Origin of the sequence: Litoreibacter roseus, assembly GCF_009811795.1 — a bacterium.
Lineage (GTDB): Bacteria > Pseudomonadota > Alphaproteobacteria > Rhodobacterales > Rhodobacteraceae > Litoreibacter > Litoreibacter roseus.
Genome location: NZ_BLJE01000002.1, coordinates 608,087 through 625,835 on the forward strand (window position 1 = coordinate 608,087; position 17,749 = coordinate 625,835).

A 17,749-nucleotide genomic window follows, 5' to 3' on the forward strand; every position below is an offset into this window, starting at 1 on the left:
CGCCTTTGGAAGGGCTCATGCGGCCCGCAGAGAAGTAGTTCAATATGACCTTCACCGACGAAAAAGAGCAGGAGCAGACCTTTGAGCCTCGACAGTCTATGTCATCCAATAAATTATTTCTTTGATGACCTGCGCACGGGTTCGTATCTGTGCCTCTTGCCTGTCGATAAGCTCCACTGTGAACAAATTGTGGAGCTAAGTGACGACTTTGTTGTCTACCCTGCGGGCTCGTTGTCCGCAGATGATTTGAATTTGGTCTGGTGGCCAAGCTGTGGATACCAAGAAATCCGCGACAGAAACATGATGTCCAAGGACCTCTCGTCTATTTCAGGCGATGACTTACATTGGGTCAAGTCGGGGGTCACGGGAATCGACCGCGATGAATTATTTTCAGGGGTGTTGATCGCATTTATAGTAGAACTCGATTGGGAAACCTTTCTGTTGCCGCCATCTCATGAGTCTCACTTGGAATGCCTTCAAAAAGCATCCGCCAAAGCTGAGCAGGCGATGGATTTAGTAAGGCTAAACTACTGCAATCCCATGGTCGTGCAAACCTTTCCCAATGTATCTGGTTTTCATAAAGAAAGCGGCTTCACGGCTGGGCTATTTTACACTTTGAGTGATAATGAATCCTACCTGATTGCAGGTGAGGTCGTGCCGAGTGCGCTTGTCAGAGGCTTGGGTCTTGAACTCGATCAATTTGCCTGTGTTGAACTAGTGCAAGGTGGCCAAGTCGGCATGATCGCCAGACATGCACTCCGCCTCTACTCGGGTGCTTTGACGGCCTCGACTGAAACACTGAAGTTCATTCAGTTAATGAATCTGATCGAGTACATTGCGTCGCCATTTGAGTATAGGAAGATGGTCGAGGTGAAAAAACGGATCGCCCGACATGTCGCCAAGGACGCTGACGATTACAACGACATTCTTGAGGACTTTAAGCTCCTTACGAGTAAGCCAGGCAGTGCGGCAGGTCCGAACAATGGCCTTAGGCACAATATCATTCATATGGGTCAGAACATTGAAGACCTTATCGGACCAGAAGAGAGGGCCAAGATGTTTCGTCGGTTAATCTCTTACACTGCGATTCCGATCAACGATATGATCCGATTGTCGGCAGAGGACTGGGAAGCCCTTGAGAACTATAGGGCCGATAGGAAAAATGAAATAGGCTTGTGAACAGATGAGTTGAACGTTCATCATACGGGAATGATCACCGTCATTCGCTTTCGGTAGTGACGAACTCCCGCAACCATTTAAAATCTCGACGTAAGCGTGAGAACTTTTGCGGCACCAACTGAATGTTCGTTATGTGTTTGTAAGTTGAGATTTGGTCAACGTCTCTCAACAGAATAAGCGCCTTAAGCCGCGCTTTTGTTGTTTTTGCGTATATCAGCGAGCACTTTTTCCCGACAACAGTCTAGTCCGTCAGCCGTCGTTTTGCTTTCTTTTGTGTGATCGTCCGAAGGACGCTCACCAGTAATTTGCGAAAATCAGACGTTAGACTGCTTGCACCTACATCATCTGGCAGAACGATCCTATCAATCAAAGATCGAAGAATTATCGTATATTCCTAAGACCAAAAAATCCTTCGATCCTAATACGTGTGCTGGCAGCGTGGAAGAAGCGCTAGTTGGACGCCGGTATAGCCCAATTCAAGTTCGCGAGCAGTATTCTCAAGAAAATTTACTCAATCAGCTCACACCGATGTCGGCAAGCCTTCCGCGCCAGGATGTCGACTGGACATAGGAGACAGGCTGACGAAGTGTCTGAATGCCTCGTAAACGGTAGAGACCACGCAGGAAGAACAGCGGTCTTAAACCTGTGCTGAGCAGCGGTGCCATGATACAATCCGGCAGATGAAAACGTGGCAAGTGACCTCTGAAGATGTGCAGGTAGGCCTTTCAAAGTGGGCCGATGGCCTTCAGGAGGCCTTCGTCCAACTAGAGCCCGTCGCCACGGTACAGGACGGGTTTTTCGGCCAGATACGCCAAGTCACCGCGGCAGATTTGACTGTATCTATGGTTACGTCGAATGGGCATGAGGTTCGACGTCTGCCGAGCCATATCCGACGTCGGGCCGGTGATACGGTGTTCATGAATGTGCTGAGCCGAGGCCGAAGTTTCGTGACCCAATCGGATCTCCAAGAAATCGCGCCCATGGATATCTCTATCGTGGATACGCGCGCCCCTTTCGCCATCCGGCATGATAGCCCCTTCCAATTGGCTTCTATCGCACTGCCATCGGACTGGGTTGCCGCTGATCTGGTGTGCCATCATGCCTTAAGCCGATCCGCCGCTGGTCGGGAATTATCCAGTATTATCTGGAGTTTGGCTCAGGCGTTTTTGACCGCCAGCCCTGAGAACGATCAGTTCCGGGTGTCTTTGGTCGGCCAAATCCAGCATAGTCTCGCACTCTTGTCTCAGATCGAGAAGACTGAGGCCGCGCCTCATACCGCTGTCGAGATGTTGCAGAGCTATGTGCGACGTCATCTCGATCACCCTGAGTTGCGCGCTGCACAACTTGCGGCGCATTTTGGCGTGTCCGTGAGGCGGGTTCACCAGTTGTTTGAACCGACCGGGCATACGGTGTCAGAGTTTATCAACGACACACGGCTTTCCCGCGCGGCTGAGCTGCTGGTTGACCCAGATGCCGTGCACCGATCGATCTCCGACGTTGCGTGGAAAGTTGGATATGGGGATCCGTCTTATTTCACCCGCCGCTTCCGCAGAAGATTCGGATGTTCGCCCAGAGCTTACCGTCGGGCGGCTCAACCCGTGCCGATTGCGCGGGAGTCCTAGAAAACCAGCGCGTCCGTCCTAACCGTTGCCAACGCATCGTTGCAGCCTGATTTGACCTGCGCTGATGGCGCAGGTTTGACAAAGGGGCATGCCATGACGCAGATCACTACACGGTTCACCGATCAATTTGGAACACGCTATCCGTTCGCACAGGCTGGTATGGCCTTCGCTGGTGAGCGCCCTGAACTGGCGGTTGCAGTTAGTAAGGCTGGCGGTATTGGTTCCATCGGTGTGGGCTTCATGCCCGGCGATGAGTTGCGGCGGACAATAGGCACGATCCGCGATGCGACGGATGCCCCTTTCAATATCAACTTCATTACATGCTTTGGAAACGACGAACAGGTTAAGGTTGCTGCGGAAGAGAAGGTGCCGGTGGTCTCGTTTCATTGGGGGGATCCACCTGAAGACCAACTGAAACGCCTCAAAGATGCGGGATGCTCGATATGGATCCAAGTTGGCTCGGTCGAGGATGGCGAGCGGGCTGTGTCTCTCGGCGCTGACGTTATCGTGGCGCAAGGGTGGGAGGCAGGTGGCCACAATTATGGCGGCATGGGCACTTTGGCACTGGTCCCCGAGATGGTTGATAAAGTGGGCGATCGGGCTTTGGTACTGGCCGCAGGCGGGATCGCGGACGCCCGCACCGCCGCCGCTGCCCTGGTTCTGGGCGCCGATGGTGTCTGGGTCGGCACGCGGCTGGTCGCAAGCTCCGAAGCATATGTTCACCCCGAACACCACGTTCGTCTGGTCACCGCGCATGGTGCCGATACGACCCGTTCCGGCGTGTTCGGCCCGGAAATGCCTGACTTCAACCCGATGCGTCTTTTGAAGGTTCGCGTGACTGAAGAATTCGAGGGTCGTCTTGCGGATGTGCCCACAGCACGCGAGGAGGAGCCCATAATTGGTGAAACCGTGTTTCTGGGGCAACCGCATACCAAACGCCGCTTTGACGTGATATTGCCTACGCCGGAAACGTCCGGCGATTTTGAAGAGATGGCATGGCTTGCTGGGCAGGGGGTCGGGCAGGTAAAAGAGATCAAGCCCGCCGCTCAGATCGTTGACGACATGATGATTGGTGCGGAATATATTTTGGCGCGCATGGGCGCTGGCCTGAAAACTGCTGCGGAGTGACCGTTGAACCAAAACGCAGAAGATGCCGCCACGGCTCTCGGACAGCTGAGTGATTTCAATCTGCTGGTGCGCAAGACAACGTCGATCTCAACTGATGAGGCAGGTCCGCTTACGGGTATGCCTGTCGTTGTGAAAGCGAATATCGCTATTGCTGATCTACCGCAGTGTGGGGCGTCACCTGCACTGCAGAACAACATCGCGACCCAATCAGCATCCGTGGTGGATCGCCTGTTGAAGGCGGGTGCAGTGGTTGTCGGACAGGCAAATATGCACGAGCTGGCCTTTGGCATCACAAGCCATAACACTGAATACGGACCAGTGGGCAATCCGGCGGCGCCCGGCCATATGTCGGGTGGCTCATCAGGCGGAACAGCAGCGGCAATTGCATCTGGTGCGGTTTCGATGGGGCTCGGGACGGACACTGGTGGCTCAGGCCGGCTGCCAGCGGCGATGTGCGGGTGTACGGGATTTAGACCCACACACGGAAGATACCCTGCGGATGGGGTCCTCACGCTTTCGAGCAGTTTTGACACGGTTGCACCCATGGCGCGGTCCGTCGCGGGCGTCCGCGCGCTGGATGCCGTCTTGTCGGACAACCCTCTCGCCGAGCCAGTGCCGCCTGCGCGGATCCGGTTGGGGGTGGTCACTGACGCCTTGTGGCAGGATGTCGACGCGGGCATGGTAGAGGCGTGCAAGCTGATCCTGGACCGTTTGGTGACGGCAGAGGGCGTTGAGTTGATACCGCTCAGCGCGCCGGATTTGTTAAGCAGCTGCGCCGACCTCTCAATGGGCATCGTGGTCTATGAAACCAAAGCGTTCTGGGAGCCGTTTCTCGCCAAAAGGGGCACAACGCTGGCCGAATTCGCCGATCAGATCGCAAGCCCGGACGTGGCGGGGATATTTCGATTGGTTGCAGATGGCGCCGCACCCACCAAGGAAGCATACGAAGAGATGGTCGGTCCTAAGCGAAGGACGGTCCAGAACATGATGGCTGATCCTCTCTCAGACGTGGATGCACTGGTGATGCCAGCATTACCGATCACGGCCCCGCCCATCGGGGAGACTGAGACTTGCCGGATAAACGGCGAGACCGTCGATTTGTTTACAGCGATGACCCAGCGCGCTTTGGTTGCTTCGGTTGCTGGCTATCCGGCTATATCTTTGCCCGCAGGGAAGCTCGATTTGCTGCCGTTCGGGTTGGAATTTATCGGCAAGCCCGGCCAGGATGACGCCCTTCTGGCACTTGCGAGTGAACTCGAACAGATGATCGGGGTCGTGGGTTAACATGATTACCATTAAACGGATCCAACGCTTTCCTATCAAAGGATTGTCGCCTGAAGGTTTGGACAATGTCACGCTACACCCGGGCGAGGGGGTGCCCGGCGATCGGATGTACGGGTTTGCGCGCCATGGATCTGGGTTCGATCCCGAAAATCCAAAGCCGCTGCCGAAGGACCGGTTTGTCGTGTTGTTGAACCAAGCTGGCTTGGCCGGGGTGCACTCGACTTTTTCGCCTGACACGAGCGAACTTTCCGTTGTTGCGGGTGGCGCCAAGCACGTGTTTGACATGAGCGCAAAGCCTGGCCGTGACAGCGCCGCCGCTTGGTTGGCGGATCATTTAAAGCTGCAGGACGAAATACCGCCGAACTTCGTATCAGCCGCCCCACATCGCTTTACAGATGTCTCCGTGGTCTCCCCTCAGATGATGAACGCCATCTCGATCATAAACCGGGCGTCCGTGCGCGATCTGGAAGTACGTTTGGGGACAAAGGTTGATCCAGCGCGGTTCCGTGGCAATCTTGAGCTTGATGGTCTTCCGCCATGGTGGGAGCTGGAAAATATCGATGCCATCCTGCAGATGGGCGACGTGAAGCTGCAGTTGATCATGCGCACCAAAAGATGCGCCGCAACAGAAGTGAACCCAACCACGGCAGAGCGTGACCTTCGCCTGCCGTACCTGTTGCGCAAGGAACTGGGTCATATGGATATGGGCGCATATGCTCAGGTTATCGAGGGTGGGATCTTGCAGGTCGGACAGACGGTAACCTGTGATGTCTGATCCGGAGCGAGTTCCTCGCAGAACTGAGGTCACGCGATGCAATATCATCTGAATGGTTTCCAGCCGGGCGATCCAGCGCAAGCATCTGCCACTGAACATGCAGGGGAAGAACCGGATGCCGTTGATGTGCTGATCGTAGGGTGTGGACCAGCCGGGTTGACGTTGGCCGCCCAACTTTCCGTTTTTCCGGACATAGTCACACGCATTGTCGACCAGAAATCGGGTCCGCTGAAGGTTGGGCAGGCTGATGGTATCGCCTGCCGGTCGATGGAGATGTTCGAAGCCTTCGGGTTTGCCGAGAAGGTCGCGAAAGAGGCTTATTGGGTGAACGAGACGACCTTTTGGCGCCCAGCACCAAATGGAACGGGCCTTGCCCGGGCGGATCGCATTCAGGACGTGGAAGACGGCCTCTCGGAATTTCCGCACACGATCCTCAGTCAAGCCCGGGTGCATGACTTCTATCTGGACCTGATGAAAAACGGGCCCCACCGCCTTGAGCCGCATTACAATCGCCGATTGGTCGACCTTCGGAAAACGACAGATCCAGATTTCCCCGTAACCGCAACGTTCGAGTGCGGGGATGATTTCGACACGCAGGAAACCATTCGCGCGCGCTACATCGTTGGATGCGATGGCGCCCGCAGCGGGGTGCGTAAGTCGTTAGGTCACGAACTGAAAGGCGAAGCCGCCCGGCAGCTTTGGGGCGTTATGGACGTTCTGGCCGTGACGAATTTCCCGGATATCCGCCTGAAGAGCGCAATTCAGTCGGCAGACCAAGGCAGCCTTCTGATCATCCCGCGTGAAGGCGGCTACATGGTCCGGATGTATATCGAACTTGACGCATTGGTTGAAAACGAGCGCGCGTCGGACCGCAACGTTACGCCGGATGGGCTGATCGACAAGGCGCGCGCCATTCTCGACCCGTTTGACTTGGACGTGAAGGACGTGGCGTGGTGGTCCGCGTACGAGATCGGTCAGCGCGTCTGCGATGCGTTCGATGATGTGCAGAACGAGCCGCGCGGGGCAGTGACACCGCGCATCTTCATCGCGGGTGATGCATGTCACACCCACAGTCCCAAAGCTGGGCAGGGCATGAACGTCTCCATGGCAGATACGTTCAACCTCGGCTGGAAGCTCGCCGCTGTTTTGTTGCGACGCGCAGATCCAGGCTTGCTGCACACATATTCAGCCGAACGCCACGCAAAGGCGCAGGAACTAATTGAATTTGATAGACAGATGGCGCGCCTTTTCAGCGCCAAGCCTAGGGATGATGACGAAGCCGCAGAGTTTCAGCGCTACTTCAAGAAACATGGTCGATACACGGCGGGTGTTGAGACGCGTTATTCGCCATCGATCATTACGGGTGCCGGAACGCATCAAAACATCGCAACCGGGTTTACCGTCGGCACGCGGTTTCATTCGTCGCCGGTGATCCGTCTTGCTGACGCCAAGCCGCTTCATTTGGGGCACATACTTAAGGCAGACGGTCGTTGGAGGTTGATCGCGTTTGCTGGATCACAGGACAATGGGCAACCGGGAGGGGCCATCGCGCGCCTTTGTGAACACCTGAGCTCGAACGCGACATCGCTTCTGTCTCGGTACACGCCTAACGGGGCGGACATCGACTCCGTCATCGACCTCAGGGCCGTCTTCCAAGCCAATCATCGCAGTCTGGACGTTTCCAGGATCCCGCTGCTGCTGCGACCGACGAAGGGGCGCTATGGGCTTGTTGACTATGAGAAAGCATTTTGCCCTGACGTTAAGGATGGTCCCGATGTCTTTGACCACCGAGGCATTGATCGCGGCGCAGGCGCGCTTGTTATTGTCCGGCCGGATCAGTTCGTGGCGGATGTGCTGCCGCTTGATGCATACGAGGCGATGGCTGCGTTTTTCGACGGCTTCATGCGCCAAATACCTGATGGATCACAGTGAGCCTTTCTTGAGCGAGGCCTTTGAGCCCGATCTGCGATTGTTCTCAAACTGACGACAAAATTGACTCAGCGCCCAAAGTATAGTTAACGAGTAGTGTAATTTTAGTTTTTGTTAGTTCGCTTGGCGCTCTGTTTCGCGCTGGCTCAGTTTAGTAGGTGCAAATGTATAGTGCTCGAATCGTGAATTCGCTTGCTGATACGAAGGCGGATATCACCGCACAAAGTATAGCTGAACGTCTCCCCGCAACAGAATCCACGCTCACCGGTATGGGGGGCGTATTAACCAACCGCACTGGCGATTTTGACCTCGCTGGACGGGACGCGTGGATCTTCATCAGCATCAAAAATCGTGGATTCAATCGCCCCTATATTGATCGCTTCATCGACATGTGCGAGGCATCCGGCATCAATGGGCATATCTGCCCCGTTGACGATCCGTATCGCTATAACAGCATGGCAGAACTCAAATGCGATGAATTGCCCGAAGAAGAGCTGGCCAAAATCGAGCGTCTGTCGTCTGACATTGGGCGTATGGTGCAGAAGGCGATAAACGGAAAACGAACCAAGCGGGTCGACATCGTCAAATGGCGCGATCTGGAGCGTGAGACGCCGCCGATTTACCGCGCAGAACTGACAAGAGCCTTCAAGGATCGGACCCGGATCCGCGATTTTCTTTATGATCATGTGAGCTCAGTCAAGCCAGTCGAGACCGAGCGGGACTTTGAGCGGTATGCGGAGTTTTTCCTCTGCGAAGTTCCCGTATTGATGCACACCTACTATGCCCATGGGGCGACTTTGGATATCTACCCCGGTCCGCAACCCAAGTTTTTCTGGCAGATCGAGCTTGGCCAATTTGAGGCTGAACTGCCAGAAATGACGGCCATGACACGCGGCGAACGTCCGATGCTGTATCTGGACACCCATAACCGTGGGAGGGCCGGGAAATGATCGACACGTTGGAACGCCCCGCTCTCCGCGTTTCTGCGGACGACATTCTGGAAAGCCATTTCACATTAGCGGCGCGGCCCGGTGCGATCGAACCGATTGTCGTTGACGGCGCCGCCGGTTGGACCTCTCCGAACCCGCACCCTGTGCTCAGCCTCATGCGCTGGACCACAATCGATCCGGGCACAGCAAGCCTGGCCTTGGATGCGGTGCTGGCGCGCTTTCGGGACGCGGGACAAGGCTTCGACTGGATGACCGGACCCAAGACCGCGCATCTCGTGCCGCTGCTGTATGAGCGGGGATTTATAGCCCCCCCGCTTGATGTCGCGGCGATGATCCGCTGCGTGTCGCCCGATATCGACATCAGCATGCCGAAGGACCTACGGGTCTGGAAAGTCGAGGACCTACAGGACGACCGGATCTCTCGCGTGATGGCGCGGGGGTTCGATGTCTCGGGCGAGGTTGGCGCGATCTTCCACGAAGCTTATCTGACATCGTCCCCGCTTCAAACCTCAGACGTCTATGCGGTTTCCGCGGATGGCGACGATGCGCCCGTCGGTGTGGGCTACTTGTCATACATCGGCGACGGTCCGTCGGTCCTTCTGCGCGTGTCGAGCACATTGGACGAATATCGTGGCCGCGGCATCTACAAGGCACTTGTGCTCCGCAGGTTGGCCGATGCGGCAAAGCAGGGCAGAACACAGGCCTTCGTTCACGCATATTCCGATGGATCGCAGCGTGTCCTGTCCGGACTGGGCTTCGAAAGCGCCGGGTCGTTACAGCTTCACCGCTGGCGGCCATGAGCGTGCATATCAGAGTCGTGACGCCCGTTATTCCCACCGGTCTGACGGAGGCCGCGCACTTTGAGGGAATTCTCGGTCCGGATGACTGCTTGGATTTTGTCGAGATCGACAAAGGGCCGTCATCCATCGAATGCGCTTTCGATGAAATGCTTGCCACCGCCGATACGGTGTCCAAGATCATTCAAGCCGAACGCGCTGGCGTCGACGCCGTTGTTCTGGATTGCATGGGTGATCCGGGGCTGCGACCCGGCCGGGAAACCGTTTCAATTCCAGTTCTGGGACCCTGCCAAACGGCGATGAACCTTGCCTGCACGTTGGGTCATCGTTTCAGTCTTTTAGCCGTCACTGCAAACATGCGGATACAGTTCGAAAATCAGGCGAAACTGTATGGCGCTTGGGACAGGTATACCTCAACCCGTTCGGTTGAAATTCCAGTCTTGGATCTGTGTGCTCAGTCAGACGTGCTAAAGGAGAAACTGCTTGATGCTGCGGTCTGCGCTATCACAGAAGATGACGCCGACACGCTGATCATCGGATGCACTGGGATGGTCGGGCTGGCGGTTGATCTTCAAACCAGACTTCACGAGGCAGGGTGGTCCGTGCCGGTTATCGACCCGTTACCGGTTGCCGCAAGGCTGGCAAAGGTTTTGGTTGAAAGCCGCCTTACCCATTCGAAACGAGCCTATCCTACACCGGGCAAGAAGCTGATCCGCGGTTATGATGGCTCAGCTTTGGAGGCATTCAATGGCTAGTTTCGTATCCGCGCTCGATCCCACGGTGGTCTCGGAAGATCACTGTCAGGACAGTGAAACCTCGCTAGACCTCGGCGCATTGCTTGCCAAGTCGCTTGCAGCAACACCCACGGCATGTGCGCTTCGCTATCGCGGAAGTGATCTGCCGCGCGGGAAGCTATTAAAAGCCGCGCGGGCGGTGGCGCGACGTCTTATGCAAGAAAAGATCGCTCCGGGGGAGCCTGTAGTGATTCAGATTGAACATTCGTTTGATCTGGTCATAGCGCTGTGCGGCGTTCTGATGGCCGGCGGAGCAGCTGTTCCGGTTGACCCGGCTTTGTCCGAGGACCGTACGCGTGCAATCCTTTCGGATATCGATCCCCGGCTCGCGCTCTCGCTCCCAGAGGGTCAAGCCCAGATTAGCGTGGACACCTACGAACGACCCCGAAGATCCTGTCCCGGTCTGGCGTTCGTTGTCTATACCTCGGGGTCCAGCGGGGGACCAAAAGGCGTCCAAATCAGCCAACGGAGTTATGTTCAGCGGTTGCAGCACATCGTCTCGGCAAATCCGGCGGATTTGTCCGATGTTGATCTGATCTGGACCCCATCCAGCTTCATTGGAATGCTGGATGAGGTGTTCTTTCCGCTGCTTCAGGGCATCCCGGCTGTCATAGCGGACCCAGCCCCTCGCAAAGATCCGCGTGCCTTCGCTGATCTTGTTGCTCGGGAACGGATCACGACTTTCCGCATCACCCCAAGTCTCCTTGATGTATTCCTGAGCCCGGCAACTGCCGAACGGTTGCGAGGCGTCCGTGCTATTTTTTGCAGCGGAGAGGTCATGCCAACCGACGTCCAGCAAAAGGTTCATAATCTGACCCCTGCAAACCTCATCAGCTTTTACGGTGCCACAGAGGCACCCGGTGTCGCATTTCATGTCTATGAACGGACAAAGCCGTTTCTGAAATCCACAATCTGTGCGCCGCAGCCGTTCGCCGATATTCGTATTTTGGACGCCAATGGCAAAGAAACATCCATAGGTCTGACGGGCGAGATTTGGATCGGTGGTTTGGCTGTGGCGCAAGGTTATTGGGGAAAGCCAGCCCTGACGGCTGAGAAGTTCGTCCAAAAAAGCGGCGCGCGCTGGTACCGCACGGGCGATCAAGGCCGACAACTTGGAACCGGAGAGATCGAAGTGTTGGGCCGTACTGATCTCAGCGAGGTCAAAATTCTGGGCGTTCGCGTTAGCTTGCCCGAAATCCGAGAAGCACTGCTGTCGATCAATGGTATTCGCGATGCATGGGTGAGCGCCGTTTTTACAGCGTCCAGTGCTGATCCAGTGCTTGTTGCCCATTGTATTTTGGAAAATGGCTTAGATTTTGACGGCGAAGGCATTAGGGCGACGTTGGCGAGATGCTTGCCGACCGCCGCCATGCCCCTGTTCGTGGTGCGCCATGAGCGGTTCGAACTGACCGCAAACGGGAAGCTGGATGTGCAAGGACTGGCCAATCACGCAGCCAAGGTCATAGAAGGATCGCGAGATCTGGATCAGAAGTCTGATGCCAGCGTTTCGATATCACTTTCATCCGAGGCGAATGTGCTGTTGCCTGTTGTAATTGAAGTTGCAGAAGAAATTTTGAAGGTTGATGGCTTGGTAAGCCATGACGACTTTTTTCTTCGGGGCGGAAACTCCCTTCTGGCGGTACAATTCGCACTACTCTTGAGCGAGAAGATCCGGGTCGAGCTTGCGAGTACCTTGATTTTCAACGCAGGCACTTTCGGCGAGATTGCAGAAATGATCGCGGATGGGCGCGGCGTTATCGCGTCTCCTGTCCGATTGTTACGGGCGGGCAAGAGAGATGAGCCGCCTCTTTTTACCGTTAACTCGACCGGAAATTATGTGCAGTTTGCAAAGCATTCACAGCTGGATTGTGCCGTCTACAACCTCAACATATTCGCGTTGACCAACGATTTGATCGATAAGCTTGATACAGTGGAGCTGGATGAGCTGGCTCGCCGTTTGGCCGATTGTATTCAAGAGACCTATCCGACTGGCCCATGGCGCCTTATGGCCTTCTGTCAGGATGGCTGTCTTGCGGTAGAGATCGCACGTATTTTGCAAGCCCGTCATGAAACGCCAGCAAGTCTGTTTTTAATCGATACGTTCTTTTTGGATCATAAACCCAGCCTCAGCATGTGGGCGATGCGGGCCATCGATCTTGGGCCGCCTTACTATCTTCGTAAGCTCATTAATAAATTTCGGCGAAGCCCCATAAAATCTGATACGAAAACCATTGAACAGAGCGCAGCCCTGATTGGGAAGTCGAAAAACGATGGGCGGTTACATAGGAGGTTCATGGAGTTATTCATGACCTATCGTCCATCAGTTTTTAACGGGAAGGTTACTTTATTTATATCCCGAGAGTGGCGCCGGGTAAAACTGGACTGCGTACGTGAACTTGCAGGAGATGGACTGGTGATTAAAGATCTCCCCGGACTGCACGATACACTTTTTACGTCTAAGAATATTCCAGTACTCGCTTCCGCTGTTAGAGATGCACTTAATTATCCATCAGCGCGAGGATAGCAACTGTCTTATATACTAGTAGGTCAAGCCGCCAAAATACTTACTATGAAGGGCATCGTATTCTCCACTTACCCTGATTTCTGCAAGTGCTGCTGCTAGTCGCGCCTGAGTTTCTTTTGAGTAACCCTTTGTTGCGCAGAGCCAAAGATCGATCTTGGCAATCGGTGTGCCAATTCTCAAGGTATCAGGCGAATATCCAAACTGAGCCCATTCGAAAGCGGCTCTTTCTGCTAGGGTATAAACAGCTGAAACCCGGCCAGCTTGAAGTTTCCTTAGGTTTCGCGCCGCCGTAGCCTCCTCGACGTTTTCGAACCCGGCCGCCTGAAGTGCATCTAGATAGACACCTTGCGCACCGATGTTATCAAGATTACGCGCATCCTCAACAGAGTTGATCAGCGGACCTGTTGTGACGAAAACCCGTTGTGCCTCAATAAGCGGGGCAATCCACTCGTATTGATCTTCGCGTTTCTCTGTTCGCGTGAGACCAAAGATCAAAACTGACTCGTTTCCTAAAGCAATTTTCTGGGCTCGCTTCCAAGGGTAGTAATCAATCTGGAGAGAAAGGCCTGCGCGTTCCACCATCAGACTGACGAGCTCATGATTGAAGCCGGGAAGATCTTGATCATGTCCGCGTGACATTGGCGCTACATCAGCACTTGTCACAGCGCGAAGTACTTCAGCAGATGCTGAGCCAACAAGCGTGAGCGCTGCTGCCAGAATTGATATGATCAAACGCATTTTACTCTCCTACCTTTACGCACAAGCGGGAGTAACATCGAATCTTCTAAAATTGCGTAAAGAGGCTCTCAATCTTTTCTAAACTGATCACTTGTATCGAATAGTGAAATCATCGGTGCCAGTCATGCTGTATACTATTCGCGTTAAACTTGTTTTTATGATATTGCTTTTCATCAGCGCGTTTACCGTGGTGATAACAGCCTATTGGGCAAGGAGTTATACTGCGGAGCTTCGGGCCGGATTTGAAGCGGCGCTCACCCAAACTGCGACATTTCTGGCCCCGCCACTGGCTGCAGCGATTTGGAACTTCGAAGACTATCAGGTCAGAAAGACCTTGCTGGGTTTGGATGTGAACCCTGCATACCGGTTCGCTCGGATCGTTGCAGATGGTGAGCTCTTTCTTGAACATACAAACGACGAAAGTGATTTCTCGGTTTGGGCGGATGTCGTATCCAGAGTGCCTGACTTGCCAGCTGATATCGGCAAAAGCGGCGAGATCACTTTCTTTGATGACCATCAGATCGCGGTAATTCGGGCGCCGCTTGTCATCGATACGGATCGGGTCGTCGGGGATGTCATGTTCGGCTTTTCCACTGACGCCATTAGGCAAAGTCAGGATGATCTATATCAACGGGCGGTCGGCATCGCCGTTATCAGCTTCGGAATCGCCGGAACCTTTATTTTTCTGCTTGCCAGCTCATTTACACGTCCCTTGGCGCGGGTCGCCCGCATGGTGCAGTATATATCCGACGGTGAACTGGACTTTGAGAACAAGGAACGCACACGCCGAGATGAGGTAGGGCGCATCGCACGCGCCGTCGACGAGTTTCGCGAGAAAAATGGGGCGATCCGGGAACTTGAACGAGACCGGCAACGTATGCTCGACAAGCTCGCAACCTCCGTAGGGACGGTGGTTGCGAAGGCTGTGGATGGCGAGTTTTCAGAGCGTGTGGAGGCCGAGTTTGACGACGCCGTTTTGAATGAGTTGGCGACAGGCATCAACGACCTGCTCGCGACAGTTGATCGCGGGCTGGATGATGTCCAGTCCTCGCTCACAAGCCTTGCGGGGGGTGATCTGAACGCATCTATGACGGGTAATTACAGCGGCGCATTCAGGCGGCTGTCCGATTGCGTTAACACGACCTTCGACAAACTTCACGAAATCATCGGGCAAATCGATGATTCCAGCAGGGTCTTGACGGAATCTGCCATAGAAACAAAACGGATCGCCGACGATCTGTCGCAGCGCAGCAGACATCAGGCGACCGAGCTTGAAGCGACATCTCAAGCCGTCGAAAACGTGTCTGAGCTTGTTCAAAAGAGTGCGGCGACACTTGACGAGATGGACGCGCAATCGCGCTCTGCCCTTGAGCAGGCAACAAGCGGAGAGCGGATTATCGAAGAGGGGACAGTCTCGATTTCGGAATTGGATCAACACTCCGACCGCATATTGGAGGTTGTCGGTGTCATTGAAGGCATTGCGTTTCAGACCAATTTGATCGCACTGAATGCGTCCGTCGAAGCGGCAAGGGCCGGAGAAACGGGGACGGGCTTCGCCGTTGTTGCAAAAGAGATCAGGGCCCTCGCGGAACGCGCCAAGAGCGAGGCTGGAAACGTCTCAAGCCTTATTGCGGAAAACTCTGTACGAACGGGCCGCAGTGTCGATCAGATGCGCAAGGCCGGGGCGTTAATCAAAGATAATATCGTGGGCATTCGGGAGCTTTCGATTGAAATCACGCGCGTATCGGAGGCGGCAGCTCAGCAGGCAAGCCAAGCAAGCAACATCACCAACTCAGTTAGCGAGCTTGATGATATGACCCAACATAACGCGAGCCTTGCCGATCAGGGGCGCACCTCGGCTGAACGGTTAAGCGCTGCCGCCGAAGGCCTCATGAAATCAGTTGGCGTCTTCCGAAAGGAACCGGCCGACGCCGAGGGTGAGATCGATGCGTCCAACACAAAAGAGCGCACTTCCGAGTCTCCTCCCGAGTTGCAAACAGCCGCTGGCTAGGTGGTGAGCGAAGGATGCCGGGTCACGTCATTCGGGGCGTCTGCGTACCGTTTAAGGCTGACGAGCCGTCGAAGGCCGCTTCGTGATAGGGACATGCAACGACGTGGTCTTTGCCGACCTCCAGCAATGCCGGTCTGGTCTCAGCGCAGGAGGTTTGGGCAATTGAGCACCGCGTGCGGAAAACGCAACCCGAAGGTGGCGCAAGCGGCGATGGGAGCTCGCCCTCTAGCACTGGCCTCACACGCGCCCGCTCCAAAACAGGATCGGGAATTGGGGCGGAGGCGATCAGAGCCCGCGTGTAGGGGTGCTGCGGCGTCTTGACGATATCGCGTGCACCGGCCCGCTCCATCTGCTGGCCGAGATACATCACCATGGTGCGGTCAGAGATATGCTTCACCACGCTCAGATCATGGGCGATGAAGATCATGGAAAGCCCCATATCGCGCTGGATCTTCTTCAGCAGATTGACCACCTGTGCCTGCACACTGACATCGAGCGCGGAAACAGGTTCGTCACACACGATCAGACGGGGCGACAGGATCAGCGCGCGTGCAATCCCGATCCGCTGGCATTGCCCGCCGGAAAACTCGTGGGGATACCGATTGAGCAATGTGGGCAACAGGCCGACCCGCTCCATCATTTCGCCTACTTTTTCACGCGCTTCCTTACGAGAGGTTTCGGGATGATGGGTCATCAACGGCTCGGCCACGATTTCCCCAACCGTCATACGCGGGTTCAAGGCGGCGAGCGGATCCTGAAACACCATTTGTGTTTCCCGCCGATGCGCACGTCTGTCGCGGGGCGACATCTTCATCAGATCCTGCCCTTCCCACATCACCGCACCAGAGGCGGCCTTGACCGTCCCGATAACCGCACGGGCCAGCGTCGATTTTCCAGATCCACTTTCGCCGACAACGCCCAAGGTTTCGCCCGGTGCCAGATCAAAGGAGATATCGTTGACAGCGTGCAACTTGCCTGGCTTGGTCCAAGGCCATGCGTTGCGCGGCATGACGTCGAAGGTGACGGACAGGTTTCTGACGGACAACAAACTCATGCGACCTCCAACACGTTTGCGTGGCAAGCCCGTAGCCAGGGGCCATCGGCTTCCAGTGCGGGTTGTACCGTCGCGCATTCGGGTTTTGCGAAACCGCATCGTGGGCTGAACGGGCAGCCGGATGGCAGCTGAGACATATTAGGTGGCTCTCCAGGGATTGTCTCCAGATCGTCCTGATCAATGTCGAGCCGCGGAACGGCTTTCAGAAGGCCTAGCGTATAAGGATGGGCAGGGCGGGCGAAAAGCGCGTCGGTTGGGCCTTGCTCCATCACCCTGCCGCCATAAAGCACCACGGTCTTGTCGCAGCTGTCGGCGACGATACCCAGATCATGGGTGATCAGGATCATCGCCGTGCCGAAGTCTTCCCTGATCTCGGCCAAGAGCTGCATGATTTGCGATTGCACCGTGACGTCCAGGGCCGTCGTCGGCTCGTCTGCGATCAGCAGTCGCGGTTTGCAGAGCAGCGCCATGGCGATCATGATCCGTTGCCGCATCCCACCCGAAAACTCGTGCGGGTACATGGACAGACGGGTTGCGGCATCCGGGATTCGCACCGCGTCCAGCATGCGAATGCTCTCGGCGTCAGCCGCGCGCCGTGACAGACCTTTGTGCAAGGTCAGAACCTCGGCCATCTGCGACCCGATCTTGAGGTAGGGATTGAGCGAGGTCATCGGATCCTGAAAGATCATCGCGATCTGTTCAGCGCGAATTCGGTTCAGCTTACGGGGGGAAAGTCCCAAAAGCTCTTCCCCGTTTAAACGGACAGAGCCGGTCGCCGTTCCGTTGCGGGCCAAAAGACCCATAAGCGCGAAGGCGGTTTGGCTTTTTCCCGATCCACTTTCGCCGACAATCGCAAGCGTGTCGCCTTGGTTGATGGCAAGGGACAGGCCGTTGACCGCGCGGACCGGGCCATCGGGGGTTGTGAAGGTGACGCCAAGGTCTTCAATCTGCAGCAGTGTCATGG

General features: G+C 55.5%; 14 protein-coding genes. 11 read left to right on the top strand and 3 right to left on the bottom strand.

Going from position 1 to position 17,749, the window contains the following annotated elements:
• Positions 1 to 81: 81 nt before the first annotated feature.
• From KIN_RS09975 to KIN_RS10020, 10 genes are all read left to right on the top strand, one after another.
• Positions 82 to 1,179 (top strand): hypothetical protein, encoded by a 1,098-nt coding sequence (locus KIN_RS09975; RefSeq protein WP_159806471.1) that lies wholly within the window; start codon positions 82 to 84, stop codon positions 1,177 to 1,179.
• A gap of 680 nt (positions 1,180 to 1,859) precedes the next feature.
• A complete protein-coding gene (locus KIN_RS09980; protein ID WP_159806473.1) occupies positions 1,860 to 2,801 on the top strand; it encodes a helix-turn-helix domain-containing protein in 942 nt (313 codons plus the stop codon).
• A 93-nt stretch (positions 2,802 to 2,894) separates the two neighbouring features.
• Positions 2,895 to 3,929 (top strand): NAD(P)H-dependent flavin oxidoreductase, encoded by a 1,035-nt coding sequence (locus tag KIN_RS09985; protein ID WP_243144886.1) that lies wholly within the window; start codon positions 2,895 to 2,897, stop codon positions 3,927 to 3,929.
• A gap of 3 nt (positions 3,930 to 3,932) precedes the next feature.
• On the top strand, positions 3,933 to 5,213 hold the full coding sequence (locus KIN_RS09990; RefSeq protein ID WP_159806475.1) for an amidase family protein: 1,281 nt from the start codon (positions 3,933 to 3,935) through the stop codon (positions 5,211 to 5,213).
• 1 nt (position 5,214) lies between these two features.
• A complete protein-coding gene (locus KIN_RS09995; RefSeq protein WP_243144887.1) occupies positions 5,215 to 5,988 on the top strand; it encodes an MOSC domain-containing protein in 774 nt (257 codons plus the stop codon).
• A 36-nt stretch (positions 5,989 to 6,024) separates the two neighbouring features.
• Entirely contained in the window at positions 6,025 to 7,920 is a 1,896-nt protein-coding gene (locus tag KIN_RS10000) for an FAD-dependent monooxygenase (RefSeq protein ID WP_159806477.1), read from the top strand.
• A gap of 161 nt (positions 7,921 to 8,081) precedes the next feature.
• A complete protein-coding gene (locus KIN_RS10005; protein WP_159806479.1) occupies positions 8,082 to 8,867 on the top strand; it encodes a hypothetical protein in 786 nt (261 codons plus the stop codon).
• Positions 8,864 to 9,667 (top strand): hypothetical protein, encoded by an 804-nt coding sequence (locus tag KIN_RS10010; RefSeq protein WP_159806481.1) that lies wholly within the window; start codon positions 8,864 to 8,866, stop codon positions 9,665 to 9,667. Before KIN_RS10005 ends, KIN_RS10010 begins: the two co-directional genes overlap by 4 nt.
• Positions 9,664 to 10,419: an aspartate/glutamate racemase family protein gene (locus tag KIN_RS10015; protein ID WP_159806483.1), complete on the top strand. Its 756-nt coding sequence runs from the start codon at positions 9,664 to 9,666 to the stop codon at positions 10,417 to 10,419. Before KIN_RS10010 ends, KIN_RS10015 begins: the two co-directional genes overlap by 4 nt.
• The gene (locus tag KIN_RS10020) at positions 10,412 to 12,982 is read left to right on the top strand and encodes an AMP-binding protein (protein ID WP_159806485.1); all 2,571 of its coding nucleotides are present in this window, start codon (positions 10,412 to 10,414) and stop codon (positions 12,980 to 12,982) included. The genes KIN_RS10015 and KIN_RS10020 overlap by 8 nt, the downstream gene beginning before the upstream one ends.
• A 15-nt stretch (positions 12,983 to 12,997) precedes the next feature.
• Here KIN_RS10020 and KIN_RS10025 read toward each other — a convergent pair whose 3' ends face one another.
• Entirely contained in the window at positions 12,998 to 13,720 is a 723-nt protein-coding gene (locus KIN_RS10025; RefSeq protein WP_159806487.1) for a substrate-binding periplasmic protein, read from the bottom strand.
• Between the two features lie 124 nt (positions 13,721 to 13,844).
• On the opposite strand from KIN_RS10025, the gene KIN_RS10030 reads away from it, so the two are divergent.
• The gene (locus KIN_RS10030) at positions 13,845 to 15,731 is read left to right on the top strand and encodes a methyl-accepting chemotaxis protein (protein WP_159806489.1); all 1,887 of its coding nucleotides are present in this window, start codon (positions 13,845 to 13,847) and stop codon (positions 15,729 to 15,731) included.
• Between the two features lie 22 nt (positions 15,732 to 15,753).
• Here KIN_RS10030 and KIN_RS10035 read toward each other — a convergent pair whose 3' ends face one another.
• On the bottom strand, positions 15,754 to 16,785 hold the full coding sequence (locus tag KIN_RS10035) for an oligopeptide/dipeptide ABC transporter ATP-binding protein (RefSeq protein ID WP_159806491.1): 1,032 nt from the start codon (positions 16,783 to 16,785) through the stop codon (positions 15,754 to 15,756).
• Positions 16,782 to 17,747, bottom strand: a complete 966-nt coding sequence (locus KIN_RS10040) for an oligopeptide/dipeptide ABC transporter ATP-binding protein (RefSeq protein ID WP_159806493.1) — start codon at positions 17,745 to 17,747, stop codon at positions 16,782 to 16,784. The genes KIN_RS10035 and KIN_RS10040 overlap by 4 nt, the downstream gene beginning before the upstream one ends.
• Positions 17,748 to 17,749 lie beyond the last annotated feature (2 nt).